The 24,678-nt window shown below is 71.8% G+C and carries 29 protein-coding genes and 1 pseudogene; 16 read left to right on the top strand and 14 right to left on the bottom strand.

The features are described from left to right. Positions 1-61 precede the first annotated feature (61 nt). A complete protein-coding gene (locus tag ACIRRY_RS17850) occupies positions 62-451 on the bottom strand; it encodes a YybH family protein (RefSeq protein WP_403973320.1) in 390 nt (129 codons plus the stop codon). 205 nt (positions 452-656) lie between these two features. On the opposite strand from ACIRRY_RS17850, the gene ACIRRY_RS17845 reads away from it, so the two are divergent. Both ACIRRY_RS17845 and ACIRRY_RS17840 read left to right on the top strand, forming a co-directional pair. Continuing rightward, the gene (locus ACIRRY_RS17845; RefSeq protein WP_403973318.1) at positions 657-1,313 is read left to right on the top strand and encodes a fasciclin domain-containing protein; all 657 of its coding nucleotides are present in this window, start codon (positions 657-659) and stop codon (positions 1,311-1,313) included. Positions 1,314-1,454: 141 nt separating this feature from the next. Beyond that, the gene (locus ACIRRY_RS17840) at positions 1,455-1,988 is read left to right on the top strand and encodes an SRPBCC family protein (RefSeq protein WP_403973316.1); all 534 of its coding nucleotides are present in this window, start codon (positions 1,455-1,457) and stop codon (positions 1,986-1,988) included. A gap of 13 nt (positions 1,989-2,001) precedes the next feature. On the opposite strand, the gene ACIRRY_RS17835 is transcribed toward ACIRRY_RS17840, so the two are convergent. Then, on the bottom strand, positions 2,002-2,331 hold the full coding sequence (locus ACIRRY_RS17835) for a hypothetical protein (RefSeq protein ID WP_403973661.1): 330 nt from the start codon (positions 2,329-2,331) through the stop codon (positions 2,002-2,004). A gap of 101 nt (positions 2,332-2,432) precedes the next feature. Then, a pseudogene (locus ACIRRY_RS17830) lies at positions 2,433-2,612 on the bottom strand (cytochrome c biogenesis protein DipZ); the annotation flags it as partial. Positions 2,613-2,803: 191 nt separating this feature from the next. Between ACIRRY_RS17830 and ACIRRY_RS17825 the strand changes: the two are divergent. From ACIRRY_RS17825 to ACIRRY_RS17805, 5 genes are read left to right on the top strand one after another with little or no spacing between them, the layout of a single operon-like run. Further along, positions 2,804-3,364: an RNA polymerase sigma factor gene (locus ACIRRY_RS17825; RefSeq protein WP_403973315.1), complete on the top strand. Its 561-nt coding sequence runs from the start codon at positions 2,804-2,806 to the stop codon at positions 3,362-3,364. Between the two features lie 20 nt (positions 3,365-3,384). Next, positions 3,385-4,245: a zf-HC2 domain-containing protein gene (locus ACIRRY_RS17820; protein WP_403973646.1), complete on the top strand. Its 861-nt coding sequence runs from the start codon at positions 3,385-3,387 to the stop codon at positions 4,243-4,245. Between the two features lie 59 nt (positions 4,246-4,304). After that, positions 4,305-5,111 carry an ABC transporter ATP-binding protein gene (locus ACIRRY_RS17815; RefSeq protein ID WP_403973643.1) on the top strand — a complete coding sequence of 269 codons (807 nt, stop codon included), beginning with the start codon at positions 4,305-4,307 and terminating at the stop codon, positions 5,109-5,111. A 23-nt stretch (positions 5,112-5,134) separates the two neighbouring features. Next, complete coding sequence (locus ACIRRY_RS17810; RefSeq protein WP_403973641.1) at positions 5,135-6,538, top strand: hypothetical protein; 1,404 nt, start codon at positions 5,135-5,137, stop codon at positions 6,536-6,538. 52 nt (positions 6,539-6,590) lie between these two features. Then, positions 6,591-7,175, top strand: a complete 585-nt coding sequence (locus ACIRRY_RS17805) for a hypothetical protein (RefSeq protein WP_403973639.1) — start codon at positions 6,591-6,593, stop codon at positions 7,173-7,175. A 15-nt stretch (positions 7,176-7,190) separates the two neighbouring features. On the opposite strand, the gene ACIRRY_RS17800 is transcribed toward ACIRRY_RS17805, so the two are convergent. Both ACIRRY_RS17800 and ACIRRY_RS17795 read right to left on the bottom strand, forming a co-directional pair. Then, a complete protein-coding gene (locus ACIRRY_RS17800) occupies positions 7,191-7,916 on the bottom strand; it encodes a hypothetical protein (protein WP_403973313.1) in 726 nt (241 codons plus the stop codon). Next, positions 7,906-8,421 carry a SigE family RNA polymerase sigma factor gene (locus ACIRRY_RS17795; RefSeq protein ID WP_403973311.1) on the bottom strand — a complete coding sequence of 172 codons (516 nt, stop codon included), beginning with the start codon at positions 8,419-8,421 and terminating at the stop codon, positions 7,906-7,908. Before ACIRRY_RS17795 ends, ACIRRY_RS17800 begins: the two co-directional genes overlap by 11 nt. Before the next feature lie 180 nt (positions 8,422-8,601). On the opposite strand from ACIRRY_RS17795, the gene ACIRRY_RS17790 reads away from it, so the two are divergent. The 4 genes from ACIRRY_RS17790 (at position 8,602) to ACIRRY_RS17775 (ending at position 13,138) form a co-directional block, all read left to right on the top strand. Continuing rightward, complete coding sequence (locus ACIRRY_RS17790) at positions 8,602-9,702, top strand: sigma factor-like helix-turn-helix DNA-binding protein (protein WP_403973308.1); 1,101 nt, start codon at positions 8,602-8,604, stop codon at positions 9,700-9,702. A gap of 8 nt (positions 9,703-9,710) precedes the next feature. Beyond that, the gene (locus tag ACIRRY_RS17785; protein WP_403973637.1) at positions 9,711-11,447 is read left to right on the top strand and encodes a transglycosylase domain-containing protein; all 1,737 of its coding nucleotides are present in this window, start codon (positions 9,711-9,713) and stop codon (positions 11,445-11,447) included. Between the two features lie 81 nt (positions 11,448-11,528). Beyond that, entirely contained in the window at positions 11,529-11,870 is a 342-nt protein-coding gene (locus ACIRRY_RS17780) for a hypothetical protein (protein WP_403973306.1), read from the top strand. Between the two features lie 110 nt (positions 11,871-11,980). Next, the gene (locus tag ACIRRY_RS17775; RefSeq protein WP_403973303.1) at positions 11,981-13,138 is read left to right on the top strand and encodes a lactonase family protein; all 1,158 of its coding nucleotides are present in this window, start codon (positions 11,981-11,983) and stop codon (positions 13,136-13,138) included. A 56-nt stretch (positions 13,139-13,194) separates the two neighbouring features. Here the strand turns inward: ACIRRY_RS17775 and ACIRRY_RS17770 are convergent, their stop codons facing one another. From ACIRRY_RS17770 to ACIRRY_RS17760, 3 genes are read right to left on the bottom strand one after another with little or no spacing between them, the layout of a single operon-like run. Continuing rightward, the gene (locus ACIRRY_RS17770; RefSeq protein WP_403973300.1) at positions 13,195-13,551 is read right to left on the bottom strand and encodes a hypothetical protein; all 357 of its coding nucleotides are present in this window, start codon (positions 13,549-13,551) and stop codon (positions 13,195-13,197) included. Continuing rightward, positions 13,548-14,144: an Asp23/Gls24 family envelope stress response protein gene (locus ACIRRY_RS17765; RefSeq protein ID WP_403973297.1), complete on the bottom strand. Its 597-nt coding sequence runs from the start codon at positions 14,142-14,144 to the stop codon at positions 13,548-13,550. The genes ACIRRY_RS17770 and ACIRRY_RS17765 overlap by 4 nt, the downstream gene beginning before the upstream one ends. Beyond that, on the bottom strand, positions 14,141-14,734 hold the full coding sequence (locus ACIRRY_RS17760) for an RNA polymerase sigma factor (protein WP_403973294.1): 594 nt from the start codon (positions 14,732-14,734) through the stop codon (positions 14,141-14,143). The genes ACIRRY_RS17765 and ACIRRY_RS17760 overlap by 4 nt, the downstream gene beginning before the upstream one ends. 206 nt (positions 14,735-14,940) lie before the next feature. Between ACIRRY_RS17760 and ACIRRY_RS17755 the strand changes: the two genes are divergently transcribed. The 5 genes from ACIRRY_RS17755 (at position 14,941) to ACIRRY_RS17735 (ending at position 18,167) form a co-directional block, all read left to right on the top strand. Then, entirely contained in the window at positions 14,941-15,411 is a 471-nt protein-coding gene (locus ACIRRY_RS17755; RefSeq protein ID WP_403973292.1) for an Asp23/Gls24 family envelope stress response protein, read from the top strand. Positions 15,412-15,513: 102 nt separating this feature from the next. After that, on the top strand, positions 15,514-15,699 hold the full coding sequence (locus ACIRRY_RS17750; RefSeq protein WP_403973290.1) for a hypothetical protein: 186 nt from the start codon (positions 15,514-15,516) through the stop codon (positions 15,697-15,699). Beyond that, positions 15,696-16,670, top strand: coding sequence for a DUF6286 domain-containing protein (locus tag ACIRRY_RS17745; protein WP_403973287.1), 975 nt, complete (start codon positions 15,696-15,698; stop codon positions 16,668-16,670). The genes ACIRRY_RS17750 and ACIRRY_RS17745 overlap by 4 nt, the downstream gene beginning before the upstream one ends. After that, positions 16,667-17,257, top strand: coding sequence for a hypothetical protein (locus ACIRRY_RS17740; RefSeq protein ID WP_403973285.1), 591 nt, complete (start codon positions 16,667-16,669; stop codon positions 17,255-17,257). Before ACIRRY_RS17745 ends, ACIRRY_RS17740 begins: the two co-directional genes overlap by 4 nt. Next, positions 17,247-18,167 (top strand): YihY/virulence factor BrkB family protein, encoded by a 921-nt coding sequence (locus ACIRRY_RS17735; protein WP_403973282.1) that lies wholly within the window; start codon positions 17,247-17,249, stop codon positions 18,165-18,167. The genes ACIRRY_RS17740 and ACIRRY_RS17735 overlap by 11 nt, the downstream gene beginning before the upstream one ends. A 56-nt stretch (positions 18,168-18,223) precedes the next feature. Here the strand turns inward: ACIRRY_RS17735 and ACIRRY_RS17730 are convergent, their stop codons facing one another. The 6 genes from ACIRRY_RS17730 to ACIRRY_RS17705 all read right to left on the bottom strand — a co-directional run bounded on the left by ACIRRY_RS17730 (position 18,224) and on the right by ACIRRY_RS17705 (position 24,550). Continuing rightward, positions 18,224-18,913: an alpha/beta family hydrolase gene (locus ACIRRY_RS17730; RefSeq protein WP_403973280.1), complete on the bottom strand. Its 690-nt coding sequence runs from the start codon at positions 18,911-18,913 to the stop codon at positions 18,224-18,226. Between the two features lie 26 nt (positions 18,914-18,939). Further along, positions 18,940-19,767: a DUF1295 domain-containing protein gene (locus tag ACIRRY_RS17725; protein WP_403973277.1), complete on the bottom strand. Its 828-nt coding sequence runs from the start codon at positions 19,765-19,767 to the stop codon at positions 18,940-18,942. Beyond that, positions 19,764-21,071: a class I SAM-dependent methyltransferase gene (locus tag ACIRRY_RS17720; protein ID WP_403973275.1), complete on the bottom strand. Its 1,308-nt coding sequence runs from the start codon at positions 21,069-21,071 to the stop codon at positions 19,764-19,766. The genes ACIRRY_RS17725 and ACIRRY_RS17720 overlap by 4 nt, the downstream gene beginning before the upstream one ends. Beyond that, the gene (locus ACIRRY_RS17715) at positions 21,068-21,823 is read right to left on the bottom strand and encodes a DUF1365 domain-containing protein (RefSeq protein ID WP_403973273.1); all 756 of its coding nucleotides are present in this window, start codon (positions 21,821-21,823) and stop codon (positions 21,068-21,070) included. The genes ACIRRY_RS17720 and ACIRRY_RS17715 overlap by 4 nt, the downstream gene beginning before the upstream one ends. Beyond that, positions 21,820-23,136, bottom strand: coding sequence for an NAD(P)/FAD-dependent oxidoreductase (locus tag ACIRRY_RS17710; protein WP_403973271.1), 1,317 nt, complete (start codon positions 23,134-23,136; stop codon positions 21,820-21,822). The genes ACIRRY_RS17715 and ACIRRY_RS17710 overlap by 4 nt, the downstream gene beginning before the upstream one ends. A 184-nt stretch (positions 23,137-23,320) precedes the next feature. Next, entirely contained in the window at positions 23,321-24,550 is a 1,230-nt protein-coding gene (locus ACIRRY_RS17705; protein WP_403973268.1) for a serine hydrolase domain-containing protein, read from the bottom strand. Positions 24,551-24,678 lie beyond the last annotated feature (128 nt).

The following is a 24,678-nucleotide window of genomic DNA, read 5'->3' as shown; positions in this document are numbered from 1 at the left end:
GGCCATTTCGTCGTGCCCGCAGAAATTCACGGACCGGGGATCATGAATCAGGGACCGGGGATCACGAGCTGAGATGCTCATGCAGCATCCGCCAGCCGCCGTCCCGCCGCACGACGACATTCGTACCGCGTCCTCGGCCGGAGCGTGATTCACCGTCGATGACACCGGTCCAGGAAAACCGATAGCGGCACACCGCGAAATCCGCGCCGAGTACGGGCCACTCCACGTCCCGGATCTCGTACACCTCGTCGAGGATCGTCGCGAACGTCTTCTCGATCGCGGACCGGATCTCCTCGATGCCCCGATACGAGCCGTCCGAGAACCAGTACGTGGCGTCGTCGGCGATGAACTGAACGACCCGCTCGATGTCATGGCTGTTGTTGGCGCGCTCGTACTCGCCCATGAACGACGCGAGTTCGGATTCCAGGGATATCTGATTCGTCTTCGTCACGACGGACATCATGCCGTGCCGGTATATCCGTAGCCGGTCGGGTCGCGGATTGGTCCGGGAAAAAGATTCATCCGATCGGGCAGATGGCCAATCCGGCGGGCTTTCGGGACCGGATTCCCCACGTGACCGACGACGAGCCTCCGGAATTCCCACGGCACTCGCGCTTTCCTCAGGTCGCCCCGAACGAGCTTTCAGGAGTAACGCCATGAACACCCGTACCCGCCGTACCGCAGTCGTCCTGGCCACCGCAGCCGTACTCCCGTTCGCCCTCACCGCCTGCGGCGACAACGGCAGCGACTCCGCGAAGTCCGACTCCTCCACCAAGGCATCCGCATCCGCGTCCGCGTCGAGCGACAGCATGAACAACGCCGGCGCCACGGCCGCCGACCAGCCCTTCGGCACGGCCTGTTCCGGTGTCCCGAAGAGCGGGGCCGGCTCCTTCGACGGCATGGCCAAGGACCCCGTCGCCACCGCCGCCTCCAACAACCCGGCCCTCTCCACCCTGGTCGCCGCGGTGAAGAAGGCCGGCCTGGTCGACACCCTCAACAACGCCCAGGGCATCACGGTGTTCGCGCCGACCAACGACGCCTTCGCGAAGATCCCGAAGGCCACCCTGGACAAGGTCCTGGCCGACAAGGCCCAGCTCACGAAGATCCTCACCTACCACGTCGTAGGTCAGCAGCTCACGCCCAAGGACCTGGAGAAGGGCTCCTTCGACACCCTGGAGAAGTCCAAGCTGACGACCTCCGGCTCGGGCGAGTCGTACATGGTCAACGACTCCGCGAACGTCGTCTGCGGCAACGTCAAGACAGCCAACGCCAACGTCTACATCATCGACACCGTCCTGATGCCCACCAGCTGACGGACCAACGACTCCTGTGACGGGGAGATGGGTGAGGGGCGGGGCAACTGCCCCGCCCCTCACCGCTGTACCCACGCAGGCAGACCGCCTGCCATCATTCTTACCCCGCAGTAACTTGATGTTCCGGCGAGAGGCAGCGCAGTGACCCGAGTGTTCACCGTGAGCGACAGCATCGTCATCGACGTCCCGCCCGAGGCCGTCTACCGAGCCGTGAGCCGGCCTTGTGACATGGGCCGTTGGAGTCCGGAGAACCTGGGCACGACAGCCGACCCGATGGGCGACCCAATGGGCGGCCCGACCGGTGACGACGTCATACCGGGCACCACCTTCGTCGGGCGCAACAAGCGGGGCAGGTTCCGCTGGGTCACGCGTTGCACCGTCACGGCGGCCGATCCGGGCCGCCGTTTCGCGTTCCGGGTGCACGCCATCGGGCGCACCCGTCCGCGGCTGCGCGGCCCGATCGCGAGCTGGGAGTACCGCTTCGAGCCGGCCGGCGAAGGCACCCGGGTCACGGAGACCTGGACCGACGACCGGCGCGCGTGGCCGACGTTCGCCGCCGACGGCTTCGACCGGCTCGTCACCCCGGGCAGGACGTTCGCCGAGTTCCAGGTCCGCAACATCGGCGCGACCCTGCGCAACCTCAAGCGGGAGCTGGAACGGGATCACGGGGTATGAACGCCCGCCCTGCTCACCCGAAGGTGAAGGAGTACGCCTGGATGCCGGACGTGAAGTACTGGTACCCGGCCGGCCAAGCGCCGTCCAGGGAAAGGCTGTTGACCGGGATGTCGCTCGCGGAGCGGTAGGTCCTGGCCTTGTCCGCTTCGAGCGGGTCACCCACGTAGCCGCTGATGCGCTGGTTGCTCAGACAGGTCTCCGGCGTACGGTCCTTCGTGAGCGAGGTGTCCTTCTGCCCTGTCTTCGGGGGGAGTCGGACGTTCGGATCGGCCCGCTTGAGCAGCGTGCGGATGAGGTCCTCCGTCTGCGCGTACCGGCCCTCGCCGAACTTGAAGTAGCGCACGGTGCCTTGGGCGTCTCGATCAGGTACTTCGCGGGCCAGAACCGGTTGCGGTAGTTGCCCCGGGTCGTCAGCTTGTTGTCGAGCGCCACCGGATACGTCACGCCCAACTTCCGTGCCTGACCGGCCACGTTGGAGGCGTTCTTCTCGAACTCGAACTCCGGGGAATGCACCCCGATGATCTCCAACCCGGCGCTTTTGTAAGCCCTGTTCCACGCCTCGACGTACGGCAGGCTGCGCCGGCAGTTGATGCGCGAGCAGGTCCAGAAATCGATCAGGACCACCTTGCCCCGCTCCTGCTTCGGATCGACCGGCTGCCCGCCTGGCGTGTTGAGCCACTTCGAGATCCCGGCGATCCGCGGCGCCTGTCCGCACGAGCGCAGTTCGTCGACCCCGTCCTACCCACGCGGCCCACTGTGTGACGGGGGTCACGCGGAAGAGAAAACCGGCAGCACCTGCCCGGCGTCTAGCCGGTGTGAGATCAGTCAGGAAGGCACCGGGCGAGCTGGACGAGGAGCGTCTCGTCCGGCTGGTGGCCAGGGGCGACCGCGCGGCGTTCGACGAGCTGTACCGGCGTACCGCGCCATGGATGGCCGTACGGCTGCGCCGCCGTTGCGCCGACGAGCAGATCGTCGCCGAGGTCATGCAGGAGACGTACCTCGCGGTGTGGCGGGCGGCGGGCGCGTTCGCGGGGGCCTCGGTGGGCGGGACGGCCCTCGGCTGGCTGTGGACGATCGCGGCGCGCCGCCTCGTCGACGCCTTCCGGCGCAGGGCCCACCACGCCGAGCCGCCGACCGCCGCCGCTCCCGCCGGCGCGGCACCCGCCGCCGAGGAGGAGGCGCTCGCGGCGACCGTCGGCGGGGACGTCGGTGACGCGCTGCGCCAACTGGCCCCGGAACTACGGCAGGTACTACAGGCCATGGTGCTCGACGGGCTCTCCGTCCGGGAGACCTCCGTCCTGCTCGGGCTGCCCGAGGGCACGGTCAAGACCCGGGCCCGGCGAGCACGGATCGCGATGCGGAGGGCGCTGACATGAGGGCGGAAGAGAGTGCCGACCTGGGCGCGGCGCACGCGTCGCCACGGCTCATCGACGGCTACGCACGCGGCGGTACGGATCTCGCCGCCGACGAGGTGTGGGCCGTGGAAGCCCATCTGGAGGGGTGCCGGGTCTGCCGTGACCGGTTGTCGGCGGCGGTCGCGACGCGGGCGCCCGACGTGGCGGCGCTCGTCGGCGGTGTCTGGTCCGGACTGGAACCCCGGCTGGCCGGCGTCGCGCCCCTGCCGCGCCGACGGTTCCGGTCGGTACGGCTGTCGAGCTGGCTGACGCCCGCGATGGTGCCGTGGCTGGCCATGACCGTGGGCGTCACGCTGCTCGCGCTGCTGCTCGACCTGGTCGGCGGCGGTCCCGGCCTCGGCGGAGGAGCGGGTTCCGGCTCCCGTCAGGTGTCCCTGGTGCTGCTGCTCGCCCCGGTCCTGCCCGTGCTCGGCGTCGCGGCCTCGTGGTCACGGGCGCTCGACCCGGCGTACGAACTGACCGCGTCCGTACCGAGAGCCGGGCTCCAACTGGTGCTGCGGCGGACGGCGTCCGTGCTCGCCGTGGTCGTGCCCGCGCTGCTGGCCGCCGGCTGGGCGACGGGGGTGCCGGGTGTGACGGCCGCGCAGTGGCTGCTGCCCTGTCTGGCCTTCACTTCCACGACCCTGGCGCTCGGCGGTGTCGTCGGGGTGACCCGTGCCGCCGTCGCGCTGGTCGTCGTCTGGGCCGCCGTGGTCGTGATCCCGACCCTGGCCGCGAGCCGGGCGACCTTCGCCCTGCGGACGGGCGGCGGTCTGCCGGTGTGGGGGCTGGTCCTCATGCTCGGCGTCGGGGTCGTGATCGCCCGCAGGGGCGCGTACGCCGAGCTCGGGGCCCACCGGTGAATGCGGACGGACCGGCCGAAGAACCCACTCCCCATCCCCTCGGAAAGGACCACCACATGATGCCCGCGGTGAGCGCGGCCGAGCTCGCGCCGACGCCCTACGCCTGGGAGATCCGGGCCGCCGGACTGAAGGTCAGGGCCGGCCGGAAACGGATGGCCGTCGACGGGCTCGACCTGTCGCTGGGGACCGGCGTGCACGGTCTCCTCGGGCCCAACGGGGCCGGAAAGACCACCCTCATCAGGGCCTTGGCCACCGTCCTCCGCCCCGCCGAGGGCACCCTGGAACTGCTCGGCGAGCCCGCGGGCGGCCTGGGCGAGCACCGTGCGCTGCGCCGCCGGATCGGTTATCTGCCGCAGGAGTTCGGCTACTACAAGCGCTTCACGGTGCGCGAGTTCGTCGAGTACATGGCGTGGCTGAAAGAGGTACCCAAGGCGGACATCCCGGGAGCGGTGCAGCGGGCCGTGGAGCGGGTGGGTCTGGCCGACCGTGCCGAGGAGAGGATGAAGGCGCTGTCCGGCGGCATGGTCCGACGGGTCGGCATCGCCCAGGCCATCGTGAACGACCCGACGATCCTGCTCCTCGACGAACCGACGGCCGGCCTGGACCCGGCCCAACGGCTGCGCTTCCGCCGGCTGTTGCAGGAACTGGGCACGGACACCTGCGTGGTCGTCTCGACCCACCTGGTCGAGGACGTCGCCGCCGCCTGCACGGACGTGGTGCTCTTCGCCGAGGGCCGGCTGGTCTTCCAGGGCACCCCGGACGAACTGGCCGCCGCGGGCGGCCCGGAACACGTGGGCGACAGCCCGCTGGAGCGCGGCTACTCGGCCCTGCTGCTGAACCCCGAGAAGGAGAGGGGTTCCTGGTGAACGCCCCCGTCCCGCGCGCGGAGTTGAACTTCCGCGTCCTGCGCATCGAGCTGAGACGTTCCGTCGCCCCCTGGGCCGGAGCCGTGATCCTGGCGAGTTCGCTCGCGTTCCTCTACCTGCTGAAGGACGCCTCGTGGTGGAACGGCACCACGGCATGGACGGCCCAGTGGACGTCGCTGGCCATGTGGACCCGCAGCCTGCTGTTCTATCTGTGGCCGCTCGCCGTGGGATTCGGCGCCGTCCAGGGCCTGCGCGACCACCGCTCGAAGATGACCGAACTGCTGACGAGCACACCCCGCCCCGCCCGGCACCGCGCGGCCGTACCGGCGGGCGCCACCGCGATCACGCTGGCCTCGGCCTTCACGCTCCTCGTCCTGGTCGGCGGCGTCCAGGTCCTCGCCCACACGTCGTACGCGCACCTCGGCTGGCTGCCGATCTCCCTGGTGGGAGCCTTCTTCCTGGTCGCGGGAGCCCTGCTGGGCATGGGCGCCGCGCGGACCCTGCCGTCCGTGCTGACCCCGCCCCTCCTGACCGTCGGCGCCTTCACCTTCACCGCGCTCATGCACATGTCCCTCGGCCGTACGACAACGGCCGACCCGGCGACGGGATTCGACAGCACTCAGCCGAACCGTCTCTCCCTCCTGTCACCCGAGGTCGACGAGGTCCGCAGCGCACTCGTCACGCTCTCCGCCCCCGTCCACATCGGCCAGACGATCTGGCTCCTCGGCATGGCCCTGACCGGCTTCGCGCTGCTGGTCGCGGCGACCCCGCGCACCCGGCTGGCCGCCCTGACCCCCGTCCTGGCGGGCGCGGTCCTCGCCCTGCTCGTCCTCCCCTCCGACCCGCGCCGGATGTACGTCGTCGACAGGACCGCCGCCGAGCCGGTGTGCGACGGCCCGGTCTGCGTGACCCGGGCCCATCAGGACCGCCTCGCCGACCTGGCGAACCCCGGCAAGAAGGCGCTACGGCTGCTGCGCGCCGCCCTCGGCGACCGGGCACCGGTCTCGGTCCGGGAGGACACCGCCGTCCTGCCGGAGGGCTCCACGCCGAAGTGGTCCCGTACGACCGTGCTCTTCACCTTCGACGACGACATCGTGACCGCCGCTTCGACGGACGACGAACTGACCTGGGCCCTGCTCGCCAAAGGCCTCGTCCCGGGGTGCACTCCCGTCGGCTGGAGCGGCTTCGGGGACGACGAGTACGCGCAGGCCGTGGCGGTGGGCTGGGTTCTCGGGGAGCTGAAGCCGCTGCCCGGCACACCGGCGGCGGCGCGGGGTGAGGTGGCCGCCAGGACGGGCCCGGCATGGAAGAAGCTCGAAGCGCTGTCGCGGGGCGAGCAGTTGTCACGGATCAACGCGATGCGGGCCGCCGCGCTGTCCTGCGAGGGGGACCCGTTCGAAGTGCTGACCCATGAGGTGTCCCGGTGAACCGGGGTCCGGGAGGTGAAGACGGATGCGGGTGGGAGTGACATACGTGCCGGTGAGATGGCTGACCCTGTACGCCCGCTCGCGTCAGGTGCCCGCGTCGCTGGCCGCGCTGGTGATCGGCGCGGCCGGGGTGTGGGCACTGTCCCGGGGCGGCGGCGGGGGACCCGGCGACGGTGATCCGCGGATTCCCGTGCTCGTCCTCGCCATGGGGGCGATGGCGGCGTCGATCGGGCTCGGCGGGCAGGACCTCGCGCTGGACCGGACGGCCGCGATCCGCTGGGTGCCACGGAGAGCGGCGCATGTGCTGCTGGCCGGCGCGGTGGTCGCCGCGGTGCCGCTGTCGGTGCGGGCGACGGGCTCGGGCATGGGGGCCTCCGTCGCGCTCGTCGTCCGGGACAGCGCGGGCCTGACGGGACTGGCGGCTCTGGGCGCGGCGCTCTGGGGCGGCCAGTACGCGTGGACGCTGCCGTTCGCCTGGCTGTCGGTCTCGTTCCTCACCCCACCCGTCACGGGTACGCCGACGCGGGTGGCGGCCTGGCTGCTGCTGCCGTCCGGCACACCGGCGGCCACCTGGACGGCGCTGTTTCTCCTGACCACCGGGACGGCGGCCTATGCCGTGGCGGGACCGGGACGGTAGGAGGCGGTCTCGGCTTCAGGACTGGGTGCCGGTGACCGAAAGGACGCTGCCGATCCTCGCGTTGTCGTAGAACCACTTGGCGTCGGCCGAGTCCAGACCGATCCAACTGCCGCTGTTGATGGCGTCCGTGCCCGTGTTCTCGCCTTTGTAGGAGACGGCGATGCCGACGTAGACCGGCTCGTCGTGGGCGTCGCGGAGTTCGACCGCGAGCGAGACCTCCGTGACGTAGGCGGCCTGGGAGGTCAGGACGGGCACGGTCACGACCTTGGTGTCGGGCTTCTTGTACACGGTCAACGGCCCCACCACCTCGGGGCTTTCAGGCAGTCCGGAGGTCAGCCGCATGACCCGGTCCCCGACGACCAGGACGCCCTTGCCGAGCGCGACCGTGCCGGCGGCAGGCGTGCTGGACACGGGAGTCGGCGTCGCCTCGGCCGTGACACGAGGTGCCGGTGCGGGTGCGGACACGGAGGGGGTGGCGGCCGGAGCCTGTCGCCGCTGCCCCGCCCCCGCCGGGTCCGAGACACCGGTGGAACCCGTCAAGTCCCCCAATCCCAGGGTCAGTACGAAGGCGACCAGCGCGAGGGCCACCGCGCCCGCGCCCAGGGTGCCCGCCGTCCGGCGGCGCGCCCGGTGCCCGGCACGGCCGCGGACCTCGGCGCCGGTGAGCACCGGACGGGTCTCCTGATCGGCGGCGAACTCGCGCAGGGCGGTGGCGAGTTGGGTGGAGAGTTCATCCGACACGGCCGTGCTCCTTCCGGACCGGCGCGTCCGCCTCGTCCACCGCGAGATGCCTCGCCAGCGCCGCTCTCCCTCGGGACAGCCTGGCCTTGACGGTCCCCACCGGCGCACCCGTGTCGGAGGCTATCTGCTCGACACTCAGGTCACACAGATGGTGCAGGACGATCACCATCCGCTGGGCGGTGGGCAGTTGGCGCAGCGCGGCGACCAGTGCCGGGTGATCGGGGCCGGGTCCTGGCGTGGTCTCGGGCGTCGGCGTCCGGCGCACCAGCTCCAGCCAGCGCCGGGCCCGGCGCCAGCGGCTCACCGCCAGCCGCATGGCGACCGTGCGGATCCACGCCTCGGGCGCCTCGTCCGCGAGGAAGTCCCCCCGCCGGTCCCAGGCCCGTACGAACGCCTCCTGGACCACGTCCTGCGCCTCCTCCCGGTCGCCGGTGAACGCCGAGAGCTGGCCGGTCAGACGGGGAAACGTGGCCGCGTAGAAAGCGTCGAACTCGTCCTCGGTCATGACCTCACCGGAGTCTTGGAATTCCCGTGCAACCTGACCGCCCTCGCGGTGCGTACAGGTCCCGGGGCCGCGTCCCTCGCACACACGTCCCACAGGAGAGACGACAAACACGCGTCCCAGGATCCCCTTCCCCTCACTTCCCCCTCGTTTCCCCCACATCCGCACCGGAGGACCACCGAAGTGCCGCACCCCCGCCCTGACTTCGCCGCGTACGCGCACGCGGGCCTGCCCGGACTGGTCACCACCGCCCATCTGCTGCACGGCGACCCGGACGACCCCGGTGACCTGGGCAACTCCCGGGAGGCGACCGAACTGGTGCGGAGAACCCTGGTCGAGGTGTGCGCGCGGTGGCGCCGGATACCGCGGGACGACGTGGACTTCTATGTACGACGGCTGCTCGTCGAGGAGTACCTGCGCGGAGCCCGGACGCGCCGCGGGAAGACCGTGCCGCACGATGCGTCGAGGGCAGTGTCCGCGCGGCAGCGAGCCGTCCTCGTCCTGCTGCACTGGGAGGGCCTGCGGGAGGCGGAGATCGCCCAGTTGCTGGGCTGCTCGACCGGTGCGGTCAGGAGCCATGCCCGGCGTGGACTGACGGTCTGCGGAGGTGACGCGGAGCGGCTGCGGAAGCGCTTCGCGGCCGCGGCCGCGGCTCCCGCCGAGGTCGCCCCGTTCGACACGTTCGACGTTCCGCTCGATGCCGTCGAGCGGCGCGGCCGGACGCTGCGCCGCCGCCGCAGAGGCGTGGTCATGGCGGTCTGGGCGCTGCTGCTCGGGCCGGCGGTCGTGTTCGGGGCGGGCCGGTTCATGGGCGCCGGCTCCACGGACGGTTCGGACGGCGGAGTGGCCGCCGCGACGGCCCAGAGTCCGATACGGATCGTCGCGCCCGGTGAGCGGGTGGACGCCGTACCGGGAGTGCAGGTCTGGCTGACCGCCGACGGCAAGCACTGGTCGACGCCGGAACGGCCCAACCAGTTCCTGGGACCGGAGGGCGGGAAGCCGGGCGTCTCCGCGCGGCCCGACCATGTGCGCGGCGGCTACTTCCTGTCGGGCCTCTACCACGGCCTGTCCGCCGACCCGGCCCGTGTCGAGGTCACCGTCGCCGACCACAGGATCACCGGTACGGTCCTCACGCTCGCGGGCAGCCCGGGCTGGGGCGTCTGGTACGCGCCAACGTCACTGTCCCTGGCGGACCTGAAGTCGAGCTTCGCGGACGGCGGTCCGGCCGTCACGGTGTACGACGCGTCCGGCAAGGTCGTCGTACGGGGCGGGGGCTACGCGTGAAGCGCCCGATGCCGCTGCCCTGGAACCGGCCGCGGTGCTCACCGCACCACGTCCGCGCTCGCGTCGCCGCCCGCCTGCGTGTCCCGCTCCGCCTGCGCGTCCGCCGTACCCGGGGCCGCCTGTTGCGCAGGCTCGTCGTGACCTTCCTCGCCCTGCTCGTGGCACTGTGCACGGCCGCGGTCGTCGCGTACCGGCTGACGGGAATTCCCGAGCCGCACCCGGAGACCGTCACGCAGAGCACGGTCTTCCTCGACGACAAGGGCTCCTACCTGGGCCGACGCGGCCCCGTCGACCGCCAGGAGGTGCCCCTGTCGCAGGTCCCCCGATATGTGCAGGACGCCGTGATCGCGGCCGAGAACCGTTCCTTCCGTACGGACGACGGGGTCTCGCCACGCGCCCTCGCCCGCGCACTGCTGGCCTCGCTCACCGGCGGCGAACGGCAGGGCGGTTCCACCATCACCCAGCAGTACGTGAAGAACGCGCTGCTGAGCCCGGAACAGTCCCTGTCGCGCAAGGCACGCGAGGCACTCATCGCGATCAAGCTGGACCGCACCCGGTCCAAGGACGACATCCTGGCGGGCTATCTCAACACGGTCTATTTCGGCCGGGGTTCGGCCGGCATCGAGGCCGCCGCGCGCAACTACTTCGGCGTGGACACCCGGAACCTGACCGTCTCCCAGGGCGCCGCGCTGGCAGCGATCGTCAACATCCCCTCGTACTACGAGAAGGCGGGCTCCGACCCCGAGGTGACCGCGACGCTCAAAGCCCGCTGGGCATGGGTCCTCGACGCGATGGCGACCAGCGGCGCCATCACACCGAAGCAGCGCGCCGAGGCCGCCTTCCCGGCGTTCCGTTTCTATCCGCCGGGTACGACCGAGGGGCAACGGCAGTACATGATCGACGTGGCGGCGAAGGAGGCGGCAGACCGGCTCGGCATCACCGAGGACCAGTTGGCACGCGACGGCTACACCGTCCACACGACGTTCGACCTCGCCTTGCAGGACGCCACGACCGAGGCGGTGAAAGACACCGAGAACAGCCAGGGAGACAAGGGCGGCAAGGGTGGCAAGGGTGGCAAGACGGTCACACTCCACACCGCGGTCGTGGCGATGAAGCCCGGCGACGGCGCGGTCCGGCTGCTGTACGGCGGGGCGGACTACGCACGCCAGCCGTTCAACGACGCGGTGGGCGGCGCGGTGGAGGCGGGAACGGCACTGGACCCGTTCGCCGAGGCCCGGCTGGACGGCCCCCTGACCGCGCTACGGAAAACCGCCGCCCCGACCCCCCTCCAACTGACCGCGGCCTACGCGACCGTCGCGGCGAACGGGCTCTACGCGGCCCCGTACACGGTCACCAAGATCACCCGCGACGGACACCAGGTGTACACCGCGCACCCCGACACCCGGCGCGCCCTGAACGAAAAGGACGCGTTCACGGTCAGCGCGTCGATGTCCAAGACCGGCACGACGGACAAGGAGGCGATCCCTTCCGCCGTCCCCGCCGTCCCCGCCCAGAAATTCCCCCAGCTCTTCTACACCGCCGGAGCGGGCGGCGGAATCACCCGCCGCACCATCTGGTCCACCGGCCTGAACCCCCAACTCACCCTGACGGTCGCCCTCTTCGCCGACCAGCCCGGCAAGAAGAAGAACACGACCGCCCCCGCCCAACTCCCGAACGATCCGCCCCCGGCCGAGTCCGCGCAGGAGACCACGGCGGAGATCTGGCGGCTGGCGACGGCACAGTGACGCGTCTCCACCCAGAGACAGAGCCCCCGCTCCTCCCCCACGCCGACGATTCCCCCTCCGACCGCCGGAAGGCTTGAGGCCATGGACATCACTTCGCTCACCGTCGTACTCAGTGTGATCGTGGTCGTCGCGGCATCGGTCCTCATCGCCTTCAACGAACCGCCGCTGTGGGTCTACCTGTCGAGCTGCGCGGGCTCGTATCCGCTGAGCAGCGCGCTGCTCGGCGGGCCCGACTTCACCGCACCCGTCGCGGACGGTTCCGCCGCCGCCTGGGGCCTGCGGCTCGCGGTCACGGCCACCGTCACGGTCGTGCTGAGTTTCCTCTTCGGCAAGGACTGCCGTACGGGTGCCGAGGACGACCACGAGCCCCGACTCCCTGACCCCACCCGTGATTCTTACGAACCCCGGACATCAACCCGATAGCGCACCTTATGACCGTTTCACCCCCCTCCTCGCGGTCTAGCGTTGCGAACCGTCCGGCGATGCGTGAGACGCCGCCGGCTCCCCCGTCCCGCACAGAGGAGTACGCACGCATGACTCTCGCCAGGACCCGCACCTCCCGGATCGCCCGCACCCTCGGCACCGGCGCGGCCGTCGCCGCGGCGGCACTCCTCGCCGCACCCGCGGCCGGTGCCGCGGTCAACCACCAGAGCCTCAACTCCCCGCACCACAGCGGCCGTTCGGCCGTGTTCGTACAGAGCGACGACCCGACCGCGAACACCGTCGTCGCCTACGACCGCGCCGCCGACGGCACCCTCGCCCAGCAGGGCGTCTACGCCACCGGAGGCAAGGGCGGCATCCTGCCCGGCACCGTCGCGGACCACCTGGCCTCGCAGGGCTCGCTCGCCTACGACGGGGACCACCAGCTGCTCTACGCCGTGAACGCGGGCAGCGACACGGTGACCGTCTTCGCCGTGCACGGCACCCACCTCAAGCGGGTCCAGGAGATCTCCAGCGGCGGAAGTTTCCCGGTCAGCGTCACCTTCCACGGCAACCGGGTCTACGTCGCCAACACGCTCGGCGGCGGTTCCGTCCAGGGCTTCGCGCGGAGCGGCGAACGCTTGGTGAAGGTGGACTCCTGGCACCGTGCCCTCGGTCTGGACAAGGCGACTTCGGCCGTCGGGCAGATCTCCTTCACCCCGGACGGTTCGAAGCTCGTGGTCACCACCAAGGCCTCGGGGCAGAGCATCGACGTCTTCCCGGTCGGCTCGCACAGCGGACCGTCCGCGCGTCCCGTGGTGACCTCGACGCCGGGTGCCGTGCCGTTCGGTTTCGCCTTCGACGCCGCCGGACGGATCCGGGTGACGGAGGCCGGCACCAACTCGGTGGGCACCTTCACGGTCGGCCGCGACGGCAGACTGACGGCCAAGGGAACCGTCCCGACCGGCCAGACCGCCACCTGCTGGGCGGTGACCGCGGGACACCACCTCTACGTCTCCAACGCCGGCAGCGGCACCCTGTCCGGCTACCGGGTGGGCCCCCAGGGCGAGTTGACCGCCCTGGGCAACACGGCCACCCACGCCGGCACGGTCGACGCGGCGGCCTCGTCGGACGGGCGGTACCTGTACGTCCAGACCGGCATCAAGGGTGTGGTGGACGAGTTCCGGGTCGGCAGGAGCGGTTCACTCACCGCGATCGGCTGGGTCGTCGTACCGGGTGCCGTCGGCGGCGAGGGCATCGCCGCGGGCTGACCGGCAGAGGCGGATGGCGGGCGCCCTCATCGGGGACGAGGGCGCCCGCCATCCGTTCAGACAAGCCCCGTGACCGTCACCGTGACCCTCGGCGTGGACGGCCCGACTCCCGTCGGCAGCAAGGCGTCCAGCCGCCGTTCCACCATGTCCCGCACGCCGCGGGCCACGTCCACGGTCCTGGCCCGCCGCAGCGCGACGACATGGATCTCGACGCACCAGGGCCCGTCCCCGTCCGGCCGGGTCAACCGGACCCCGGCGGGCGACGCCCCACCGGACCGTGACAGCGCCGAGCGCAGGCGGTCGGTCAGCCCCGGTCTGAGGAAGGCCACCCCCGTGACGCTCTCCGCGGCCAGGGCGACTTCCGCGACGAGGGTCGCGTACGCCGGGCTCTCGTCGTTCGCGGGCGCGCTCATGCGGTACGACCTTCCTGGCCGCCGTCGGCCGAGACGGGGACGAGATCGGTGACGCGGATGTCAACTCCCGTGACGCCCATGCCCAGTTCACGGTCCGCGGCCTCCCACACCCGTTCCCGCACGAGGGCCGCGAGCTCGGGCAGGGGCGCGTCGTCCGGGGCATGGATGTCGAGCCGTACCTCGACCGTGCCGCCGTCGCCGTCCCCGTCCTCACCGGCGTCGAACAGTCGGCAGGAGCCGGCCCGGACCCCCGGTACCGTCTCGGCCGCCGCGCGCAGCGCGCGCGCCGCGACCGCCTCCATGATCCACAGGTCCTCGGCGGGTTCACCGAGCGGCAGCGGACGGCCCGGACGCAGTTCCAGGCGTACGACGTCCATGATCCGCCGGGTCAGCGGCTCGGGGTCGTAGCCGGAGGCGGTGGTGTCCGTCTCCTCCTGCAAGCCCCGCACCACGGACTCCAGTTGATCGAGTCCCCGCACGGCCTCGCGGCAGTGCGGGCAGGTGCGGAGGTGAGGATCACCGGTCTGCTCCTCCCAGTCGTTCCAGGTCTGCGACAACAGCCGTCCGCAGGGCAGGAGTTCGTCGTCGGTCATCGCCAGGCCCCCAATGCTTGGGTCAGAGATCGGCGGGCGCGGAAGACGCGGGCGCGGACCGCTTCCTGGCTGATGCCGACCGCGTCCGCGACGAACTCGTAGGAACGGCCGTCCAGTTCGCGCAGCACCCAGCACGCGCGCTGTTCGGCCGAGAGGAGGTCGAGCGCGTCACGCAGTTCGCGGACGGCGTCCCGGCCCTCGGCGATCCGGGCCGGGGAGGTGGTGTGTTCGGCCGCGGCCACGTCACCGGCCGCCTCCAGCGGGTCCACCGGCCGGCGCGAACGCAGCACGTTCAGACAGCGGTTGGTGACGATCCGGTACATCCAGGTGCCGAAGGCGGAACGCCCCTGGAACTCCGGCAGCCGCCGCCAGGCACTGAGAAAGGCGTCCTGTACGGCGTCCTCCGCCTCCGCGCCGGTACCGAGCAGACTCGTGGCGAGCCGGATCAGCGCGGGCGCGTGCCGCTGCACGAGCACGGCGAAGGCGTCCTCGTCCCCCTCGGCGGCCCGGACCGCCAGCAGGGCGTCAGCAGCGTCCGCCGTGTCGGCCCGGCTGTCCGGGGGTGCGTTCTGTGTGCGGGGCCCCGCCACTGGGCGGCTCCTCTCGTCCGGTCTTCTGAAGGTTGGACACGGCCGCGCCGTCCCCGTTACGGAGAACTTCCGGGAACGGGCTCGGACGGATGCGGAAATCTCCGGGTTCCCGCGTCACAGCCGCGCCCCGCCCGGGTCTGAAGAAGTGAGAGCACGGACAGGACCGAGGACAGCGCAGCACCGAACCGAAGACAGAGAGGCACGCCATGACCACTCAGACAGCACCGGTAGTCAGCGTCGGCGACGTCAGCCGCGTCGGCAACAAGAGCGGGGCCACGTCCACCCAGTCCGACCGCGGCCGTACGTCGATCGCGGATGTCGTCGTCGTGAAGGTGGCCGGCATCGCCGCCCGGGAGATCCCCGGCGTCCACGACATGGGCGGCGGCCTCTCGCGGAGCATCGGCGCCGTGCGGGACCGGGTGCCGGGTGGCCGGCCCAACGTGGGGCGCGGGGTGAAGGTCGAGGTCGGCGAGCGGCAGACGGCGATCGATCTGGACCTGGTCGTCGAGTACGGGGTGTCCGTCATGGACGTCGCCCGTGACGTACGGGAGAACGTCATCGCCGCCGTGGAGCGCATCACCGGTCTTGAGGTCGTCGAGGTGAACGTCACCGTCAACGACGTCCATCTCCCCGACGAGCACGAGCCCGCGCACACCGGTGACGCCCGCGTGGAATAGGGCGGCCGGTCAGGGGCACGGGCAGAAGTGGTGGATCGGGCGGGAAATGGACCGGTGGACGGGTCTGTCGGCGTATCGGGTGAGAGGCGGAGGTGGACGGGCATGAGCACATCGTTCGTCGGAATGATCGCGGGCATGGCCCTGGCGTTCGCCGGCTGGTTCGGCGGCTTCGGCGCCTTCCTGCTCGTGGCCGCGCTCGGCGGCCTGGGCTGGGCGGTGGGCCGTTGGTACGAGCGCGGCGGCACGGTCCAGGACGTACGGGACGCGTTCGAACGGAACCGCCGATGACCACGGCCGGCACAACCGCCGCCACGGCCGCCGCGCAGCGCGGCACCACCACCGTCTCGGAACGGGCGGTCCGCAGGATCGCCGAACGCGCGACCACCGAGGCACTGCCCGGCCGTACGGCCCACACGACGGCGACGGTACGAGGCGGGCGGGCCGAGGTGTCCCTGGGCGTGACGCTCCCCTACCCCGCCCCGCTCGCAGAAGGCGTCCGGGACGTACAACAGCACGTGCTGGCCCGCACCCGGGAACTGACCGGGCTGGAGGTACCGACCGCACACGTCGACGTCGTCGCGCTCGTGGCGCCCAGGTACTCCCGCCCTCCGCTCGCCCCGGCGGAGGGGACCGGAGAGTCCGGGGAGCGCCGGACCACCGCGCGCCGCTGGTCCAGGCGCCGCGTCCCGGTGACCCTGCTCACCTCCCTCGCCGCCGTGGCCTGCGCCGCACTCGCCGTGGACCTGATCCGGGTGCACATCGCGCACGGGACGGCGGCGGCCTGGCGCGTCTCGGCGGTGCACTGGCTGTCCGGGCACGCTCCCGGGGACCCGGCGGTCGTGCTCGCGGGCGGACTGACGGCGCTGATCGGGGTGTGGATGGTCGTGCTCGCCCTGACGCCGGGCCTTCGTCGCCGGTCGACCGTCCGCACCGGGGCGGACCGCGTCGACACCACCGTGGACCGCTCGGCGGTCGAGTCCCTGATCCGTGACACGGTGGCGGACGTGAACGGCATCACGACGGTACGGGTCCGGGTACGCCCCCGGCGGATCACGGTACGAGCGGGCCTGGCCTTCGGCGACCGGGAGCGGGCGGCGACCGCCGTCACGACGGCCGCCCGAGACGCCGTAACGTCCTGCCGACTGCGCAAGGCCCCTCGGGTACGGGTGACGGTCACCCCGGAGCAGGTGTGGCAACGCCCCGCACCGGCACCGGAGCAACCGTCAACCACCCCTGCCACCAAGGAAGTTGACCAGTGACGAGGCCCTCCCAGCCCACAGCGCTCAACCGGACCACGCTCGGGGTCACCGGCCTCGCGCTCGCCGTCGCCGGTACCTGGCTCCTCACCTCGGACCGGACCCTCGCGCACCGGCTGCCGGCCTGGTGGCCCGGCGCCGGCCCGGGCACCGTATTGCCGAACCCAGGACGGCTGGCCCACCTGCGCGCCGAGACCTGGTGGGCACCCACCACGACCGCCACGGCGATCACCCTGACCCTCCTCTTCGCCCTCTGGTCGCTCCGCCAACTGCGACCGGCCACCGCCCACCATCTCGCGCTCCCCTCCCCCGGCTGCACGGTGCGCCCCCGCGCGCTGGCCGAGGCACTGGCGGCCCGCGCGAACGCCGTCCCCGGGGTGACCCGCGGCCACGCCCGGGTACGCCCCCGGCGCGGCCGACGGCTGGAGGTGGAGCTACGGGTCTGGCTGGCACCGGACACGTCCCCGGACGCCGTACTCCCCGCCCTGCGCGCGATCACGACCGAGACGGACACGACGGCGGCCCCGTACACCACACACACCACGCTCCGGCTGAGCGCCGCCGCACACCGCACGCCCCATGTCCGCTGAGCCGTACGTCGGCCGGGTCCGCCGGATCGCGGGGTTCCGGCCGCCGGCGGCCTGGTGGCCGGCGCTGCGACGCACCCCGGTGTCCCTGTGGAACGACGACATCTCGGACTACGCGGCGGCCCTCACGTACTACGCGATCCTCGCGGTGCTGCCGGCGATGCTGGCCACGGTCATCGCGTTCGGCATGATCAGCCCGGGCACGGCCGAGGAGTTCGTCAGCCACGTCACGGCGTACGCCCCCGCCGACTCCGGTACGGAACTGCACGCGGCCCTGACCCATGTGCTGCGCACGGACCGCACCGCGTGGCCCCTGCTGGTGGCGGGTTCGGTCAGCGCGCTGTGGTCGTCGACCAGTTATCTCGCGGTGTTCCGCCGCGCCCTGCACCGCATGCACGGCACCCAGGACCACCGTTCCCCCTGGCGCAAGGCACCGCGCATCGTCCTGACCGCGCTGGTGCTGCTCGGCCTGCTCCTCGTCGGCTCGCTCACCCTGCTGCTGACCGGCCCCCTCGCGGAGGCGGTGGGCCGCATGGCGGGCATCGACAGCACGGCGGCCTGGGCATGGGACCTGCTGCGCTGGCCGGTCCTGCTGTGCCTGGTCGCCCTCCTGGTCGTGGTCGTCTTCCACACCGGCCCGACCGGCGCCCGCCGCCGCGGCCACAGCCTCCCCGGCGGCATCCTCTCCGCCACCCTCTGGCTGACCGTCTCCGCCGCCTTCTCGACCTACGCCACCACCCTCGGCGCCTACAGCCGCCTCTACGGCTCCCTCTCCGGCAGCGTCGTCTTCCTCATCTGGCTGTGGCTGTCGAACCTGTCCCTGCTGACGGGGGCGCAGTTCGCGGCGGAGCTGTCCAAGAACACGGAAACCGGAAAGTACCGGCCCTCACCATCCAGCCCGTCCGGCGTGTGAGGACGAGGCCCCTTCAGGGCCGATCACCGACACCAGCCCAGGACAGGGCGCACCCGTCAGACCACCGGAAACTCCCCCACCCCATAAGCCCCCGAGGGCAAGGGGTCCGGGGCACCCCCGGGGTCCAGCAGATGGGCGACCAGCGCGGCAGTCGTGCGATGCCAGAACCCGTGACGCCGCAACATCCCATGGTCACCGCCGGCGACAACCCCCATCCCCGCCCGCGCAGTGACTTCCCGCACCCGCAGCACACACTCGGCAGTCTCACCCGGCGACGTCACCCGGTCCCGCTCACCGTGCAGGGCGACAACATGCCGCCCCGCCGCCTGCCCGACCGGTTCCCCCGGCGGCCACCACGGCGCCAGCGCGACCACCCCGGTCACCAGCGGATGCCCCGCCGCCCGCAGAGCCGCCCGCCCACCCATGGAGTGCCCGAGCAACACCGTGGGCACGGTCCCGGCCAGTTCGGCGACAGCGTCCAACGCCCGCAACGCGTCCCGCACAGGATCCGCCCGGTCACCGTTCCAGCCGCGCACCCGGTAACGGACCTGGGCCACCAGCACGTCCTCGTGCGGCAGCGCGGCACTCACCGCCCGCACCACCGGCCCCATCCGCAACGCGGCCAACTGCCAGGGCCGGGCGGCACGTTCACTGTCCGCCTGGCCGCCGTGCAGCACCAGGACGGCCGCCCTCGGGCATGCGGGACGCCGTCGTACCGTCAAGGAAAGGTGTTCTTCGGTGCGCACCCCCGCATCCTGCCCGAACCCGCCCGTCACACCTCTCCCGCCCCCCGCTGCCGCGAAGACCTCGGCGGGCGCGGGAAGAACCCGCTCGTGCGCGCCCGGTACTCGGCGTATCCCGGCCGGTCCGCCATGTGCCGCTCCAGCAGGCGTTGTCCACTGCCCTTGGTCAGCAACAGGCTCATCACCAGCGGCGATACGACGGACACGCCGGCCGCCGCCGAGGAGTCGCAGGTGAGCAGGAACAGGCCCCACCACACGCAGAAGTCCCCGAAGTAGTTCGGGTGCCGGGTCCAGGACCACAGGCCCCGGTCCATGATCCGGCCCCGGTTCGCCGGATCGGCCCGGAAGCGCGCCAACTGCGCGTCCCCCACCGCCTCGAAGCCGACCCCGACCGCCCACACCGCCGTACCGGCCCACGCGAGGACGGACGGCCGGCCCGGCACGTACTGCGCGGCCTGCACCGGCAGGGAGACCAGCCACACCAACCCGCCCTGGAGGAGATAGACCATGCGCAGGGCGTACGCGGAACGGCTGCCGGGCGCCTTCGCCAGCATCGCCTCGTAACGCGGATCCTCACCGTGCCCCCGGCCCCGGCGCGCGATGTGGACCGCCAGCCGCAGCCCCCAGACCGCCGTCAGTACGGTCACCAGCAGCCGTCGTACGGGATCGCCCTCCCCGGCGGAGAGCACGCAGGTCACACCCGCCACCGCCGTGAAGCCGAGCCCCCAGGCGACATCCACGATCCGGTGCACACCGATGCGCAGCGCTACGGCGAAGGTGACGAGCATGACCGCGAGAGCCGCGCCCGCCGCCCCGGCGAGGTTGACCGCGAACGCGCCCCACGGAAAGCCGCTCACGACAGGCACTCCCCCGCGTCCTTCGTGAACACGTACTGCTGTACGTCGAGATAGCCCGACCTGAACCCGGCCTCGGAGTAGGCGAGATAGAACGTCCACAGGCGGTGGAAAACCGCGTCGAAGCCGAGCGCCGCCGCCTCCCCCGCCCGCTCGGTGAACCGTTCGCGCCACAGCCGCAGGGTCTCGGCGTAGTGCGCGCCGAAGGCGTCCCGGCGGGTGAGGCGGAGGGCGGTGTGGTCGCGGACGGTCTCCTCGACCGCCTCGGTGGACGGGATGAGACCGCCCGGGAAGACGTACTTGTGGATCCAGGTGAAGGTGTCCCGGGAGGCGAGCATCCGCTCGTGCGGCATGGTGATGGCCTGGAGCGCCAACCGGCCGCCCGGCGCGAGCCGTTCGTCCAGGGCCCGGAAGTACACCGGCCAGAACTCCGCGCCGACCGCCTCGATCATCTCGACGCTCACGACGGCGTCGTACGCCCCGCGCGCCTCGCGGTAGTCGCGCAGTTCGATGGAGACGCGGTCGTCGAGGCCGGCCGCGCGCACCCGTTGGATCGCCAGGTCGCGTTGTTCCCGGGAGAGGGTGAGCGAGGTGACGTGGGCGCCCCGGGCGGCGGCCCGCAGGGCGAGTTCGCCCCAGCCGGTGCCGATCTCCAGCATCCGGGTGCCCTCACCCACCTCGGCGAGGTCGAGCAGCCGGTCGATCTTGCGGTGCTGGGCGGCGGCCAGCAGATCCCGACTCGTCGGAAAACCACGGAAGATCGCGGACGAATAGCTGAGCGTGTCGTCGAGGAAGAGGGCGAAGAGGTCGTTGGACAGGTCGTAGTGGCGGCTGATGTTGGCGCGCGAACCGTCGGGGGTGTTGCGCTCGGCGTGCGGGTGGCCCAACGCCCAGAGACCGCGCAGGCGTTGCAGCGGCGCCGGGATCAACTCGGCGGCCCGTCCGGCGAGAACGGTGAGGACGGCCACCAGGTCGGGGGCGTCCCACTCCCCGGCCATGTACGACTCGCCGAACCCGACCAGGCCGTGGGTGCCGATACGGGCGTAGAAGGCGGCCGGGTCCCGCACTTCGACCAGCGGCCCGCCGAGGCCGATGTCCGCGCGTCCGGCGAACCGGGCCCGCAGCGGCAGCTCGGCGAGCGCCCGCCGGACGAGCGCGGCGGTGACCGTCGTGCGGAACCGGGAGGCGTCCGGTACGCGGAAGACATCGGGCCAGAGGGCCGAATCCGCGCCCTCAGTAAGCGAGTTGGCTCTGTTCCCGGTATCGGGCATGCCGGTGGTGCCGACCCGGCGTTCTGCTGTCGTCATGTCACTTTCTCCGGGATACGAGGTTCGGGGCGGCGGGGCCGGGGCTGGACCGGCAGGCCCCGCAGATAGAGCCGGATGCCGTGGAGGCGGATCGCGGCGGACACGGTGAGGGTGGACCAGGGGTGGCGCAGCGCCAGCCGCAGCAGGGTCGCCGGGTTCGCCGCGCGCCGGGTGCCGCGCACGGTCGCGGTGAAGGGACGGCCGCCCTCGCGCTCCAGGTGCACGGTCAGGGCGAGTTGGGACCCGGGCCGGGGTACGCGCATGCGGTAGCCGCCGTCGACCGGGAAGAACGGCGAGACGTAGAGCTTCTTCTCGGCGCGGGCGGTGCCGGAGGCGTCCGGGTGGAGGAGATAGCAGTGCCGTCCGCCGTAGGTGTTGTGCACCTCGGCGACCACGCAGAGCGGCTGCCGCGTCTCCGGGTCGGCGTCGGGGCCGTAACACCAGTACAGGGTCAGGGGGTTGAAGACGTAGCCGAAGACCCGGGCGTGGGTGAGCATCAGGACCCGGCCGCCGTCGAGCCGCACACCCTGCTCGGCGAGGAAGGCGTCGAGGCCGGCCCGGATCGAGGGCCGGTCGCCGGTGAAGTGGTCGCGCGGGTCGAAGCGGGCCAAGGTGCGCAGGGCGCGCGGGAGTTGGGGCGGACGGTCGGGATCGACGAGCCACATGTACGTGCGGTGGCGCAGCGCGTACCGCCGGGGTGTGGTCCGCACATGGCTGATCGTGCACGCGTACAGCGCGGGTACGGCGTTCACCAGCGCACCCCCAGTGCGGCGGCGGCCTCGACGCCGGAGCGGCAGCCGTCCTCGTGGAAACCCCAGCCGTGGTAGGCGCCCGCGAACACGCAGACGTCGTCGGCGAGTTCGGGCAGCCGCTGCTGCGCGGCCACGGACTCGGGTGTGTAGACGGGGTGTTCGTAGACCATGCGGGCCAGCACCCGGCCGGGGTCGACGCGTTCCTCGCCGCCGAGGGTGACGACGAACGTCTCGGTGGTGTCGAGGCGTTGCAGCCGGTTCATGTCGTAACTGACCTGCACCTGGCCGGAGTCGGCGGTGCAGGACGGCAGCAGGTGGTTCCAGGAGGCGCGGGCGCCGGGGGCACGCGGCAGGAGCCGGGTGTCGGTGTGCAGGAGGGTGGTGTTGCGGGAGTAGCGGAACGCGCCCAGCACCTCCCGTTCCCGCCCGGTCGGTTCGGCGAGCAGCCGGAGCGCCTGGTCGGGGTGGACGGCGATGACGACGGCGTCGTACGACTCGGTGGTCCCGTCGGTGGTGCCGTCCTCGGCGGTGATGTCGACGCCGTCGGCGCGGCGCCGCACGGAGCGGACGGGTGTGCCGGTACGCACCTCGCCGATGTGCTTCGCTATCCGCTCGACGTACTGGCCCGACCCACCGCTCACCGTGCGCCACACCGGCGAATCGCTCACCGAGAGCATCCCGTGGTGTTCCAGGAAGCGGAACAGATAGGCGGCCGGGTAGCGCTGGGCGGTGACGGCGTCGCAGGACCACACGGCCGAGACCATCGGGGTGGCGAAGTGGGCGCGGAAGTAGGCGGAGAAGCCCTCCCGGTCGAGGAACTCCCCCAGGGTGAGCGCCTCTTCACCGCCCCGGGCCAGCAGCCGCCGGGCCTTGCGGTGGAAGACGGTGACCTCGGCCAGCATCCGGAGATAGCGGCCGCGCAGGAGGTTGCGGCGCTGGGCGAACAGTCCGGCCGGGCCGCGGGCGCCGGCGTACTCCAGCCCGCAGCCCTCGCACCGCACGGACATGCTCATCTCCGACTCCTGCGTGGCGACGCCGAGTTCGTCGAAGAGCCGCAGCAGACGGGGGTAGGTACGCCGGTTGTGCACGATGAACCCGGAGTCGACGCGGTGCACCCGCCCGTCGTGCGGCGAGGTCAGCTCGTGGGTGTGCGCGTGCCCGCCGAGCCGGTCGTCGGCCTCGTAGAGGGTGACGTGCCCGGCCCGGCTCAGGATGTACGCGGCGGTCAGCCCCGCCACACCCGCCCCCACCACGGCGGTCCGCCGCCCGTACGGTGCCCGTTCCCTCGCGTCCGCCGCGTCCGTCGCGTTCATCACGCCTACTCCCGTCCTGCGCTCGCCCTGCGATCAGGGCTTCACGCGTAATCCGGAGCAGGTCGGGCGATGGATTGGCCAAGCGCCCCCGAAGGGGCGCGGGGCTGTGTCGAATGTGCGGCTACCGCCGCGTGGGCGCGACCAGCCACGACGGCGCCGCACTCGAACGACGACGCACATCGCGCTACTCCCGGCGGAACGCCTGGCGCGTGGGCGCCTGCCCGTCGTAGACATGGTCAGGGGTCGCGATCCCGGTGACCGCGCGGGCGACCAGCGTGGACGGCTCCTGGCCGCCGGAGGTGATGTCGGTGTTGAGCAGCACGACCAGCGTGGCCTTCTGCGCCGGGAGGTAGACGGTCACGGACTCGTAGCCCGGGATGGAGCCGTTGTGGCCGATCCAGCCGCCGGTCTCGAAGATGCCGAGTCCGTAGCTGAGGCCGGGGAATCCGGTCGGCAGCGTCTTGAGGCGCTGCTTCTGGGTCTCGGGGCTGAGCAGTGCTCCGGTGGCGACGGTCCGGGCCCAACTGCGCAGATCCCGCATGTCCGAGATCATCGCGCCGGCCGACCATGCCCAGCTCGGGTTCCAGTCGGTGGAGTCGGCGACCGCGCCGGTCAGCGTCTGGTTGGTGTAGCCGTGGGCGTGCGGCTCGGGGAACTCACGGACGTTCGGGCCGTCGGGGAACAGCGTGTGCTCCAGGTGGGCCGGCCGGAGCACCCGGTGGTCGATGACGTCGGCGATGCGATGACCGGTGACCTTCTCGACCACCAGCCCGAGCAGCACCAGGTTGCTGTTGTTGTAGACGAACACCTTGCCCGGCGCGGAGGTGTTGTCGTGCTTGTAGCCGTACGCCAGCAGCTCACGCGGGGTGAACGAGCGGGTCGGGTCGCTCAGCAGGTCGTGCGCGAAGTCGGCGTCGGCGCTGTACGGGAACAGTCCGCTGCGCATCTCGGCGAGGTGACGCAGGGTGATGTGACGGCCGTTCGGTACGCCGTGGACGTAGCGGGCGATGGGGTCGTCGAGGAGGATCCTCCCCTCGTCCACGAGCTGGAGCAGCGCGGTGACGGTGAAGGTCTTGGTCTCGCTGCCGATCCGCGAGTAGAAGTCGGTGCGCATCGGCTCGCGGGTGGCGGTGTTCGCGACGCCGGTCGCGCGGACGTAACACCCCTTGCCCTGGATCCACAGCCCGACGGCGACACCGGGGATGGCGGCCGACCGCCGGACATCCGCGACGGCCTTGTCCAGCCGGGCGGCCACACCGCGCCCGAGCCCGTCGGACGAACACGCGTCGTGCACACCTACGGGGTGCACCGCGCCGGCGGCGTTGGCGGAGGCCGCCGTCACCGGCGCGGCCAGTGCGGACGCCATCAGCAGCAGCACGGCTGCGAGGAGGCGCCTGGAGGGGATACGTCTCATGTGTCGGGCCACTTCTTCCGGATCGGGACTGGGGCTGCCACGGCACCATCCGGAATCGGGCGGGAGGTCTTCCTGGGGTGCACGTCCCCGCGAGTCCACTCGTTCGGACCGATGTTCGCCTCGGCGGG

The sequence above is a fragment of the Streptomyces sp. NPDC101776 genome (genome assembly GCF_044766845.1).
Lineage (GTDB): Bacteria > Actinomycetota > Actinomycetes > Streptomycetales > Streptomycetaceae > Streptomyces.
The sequence above is the reverse complement of the archived record's forward strand: the minus strand, read 5'-3'. Positions and strand labels throughout refer to the sequence as shown.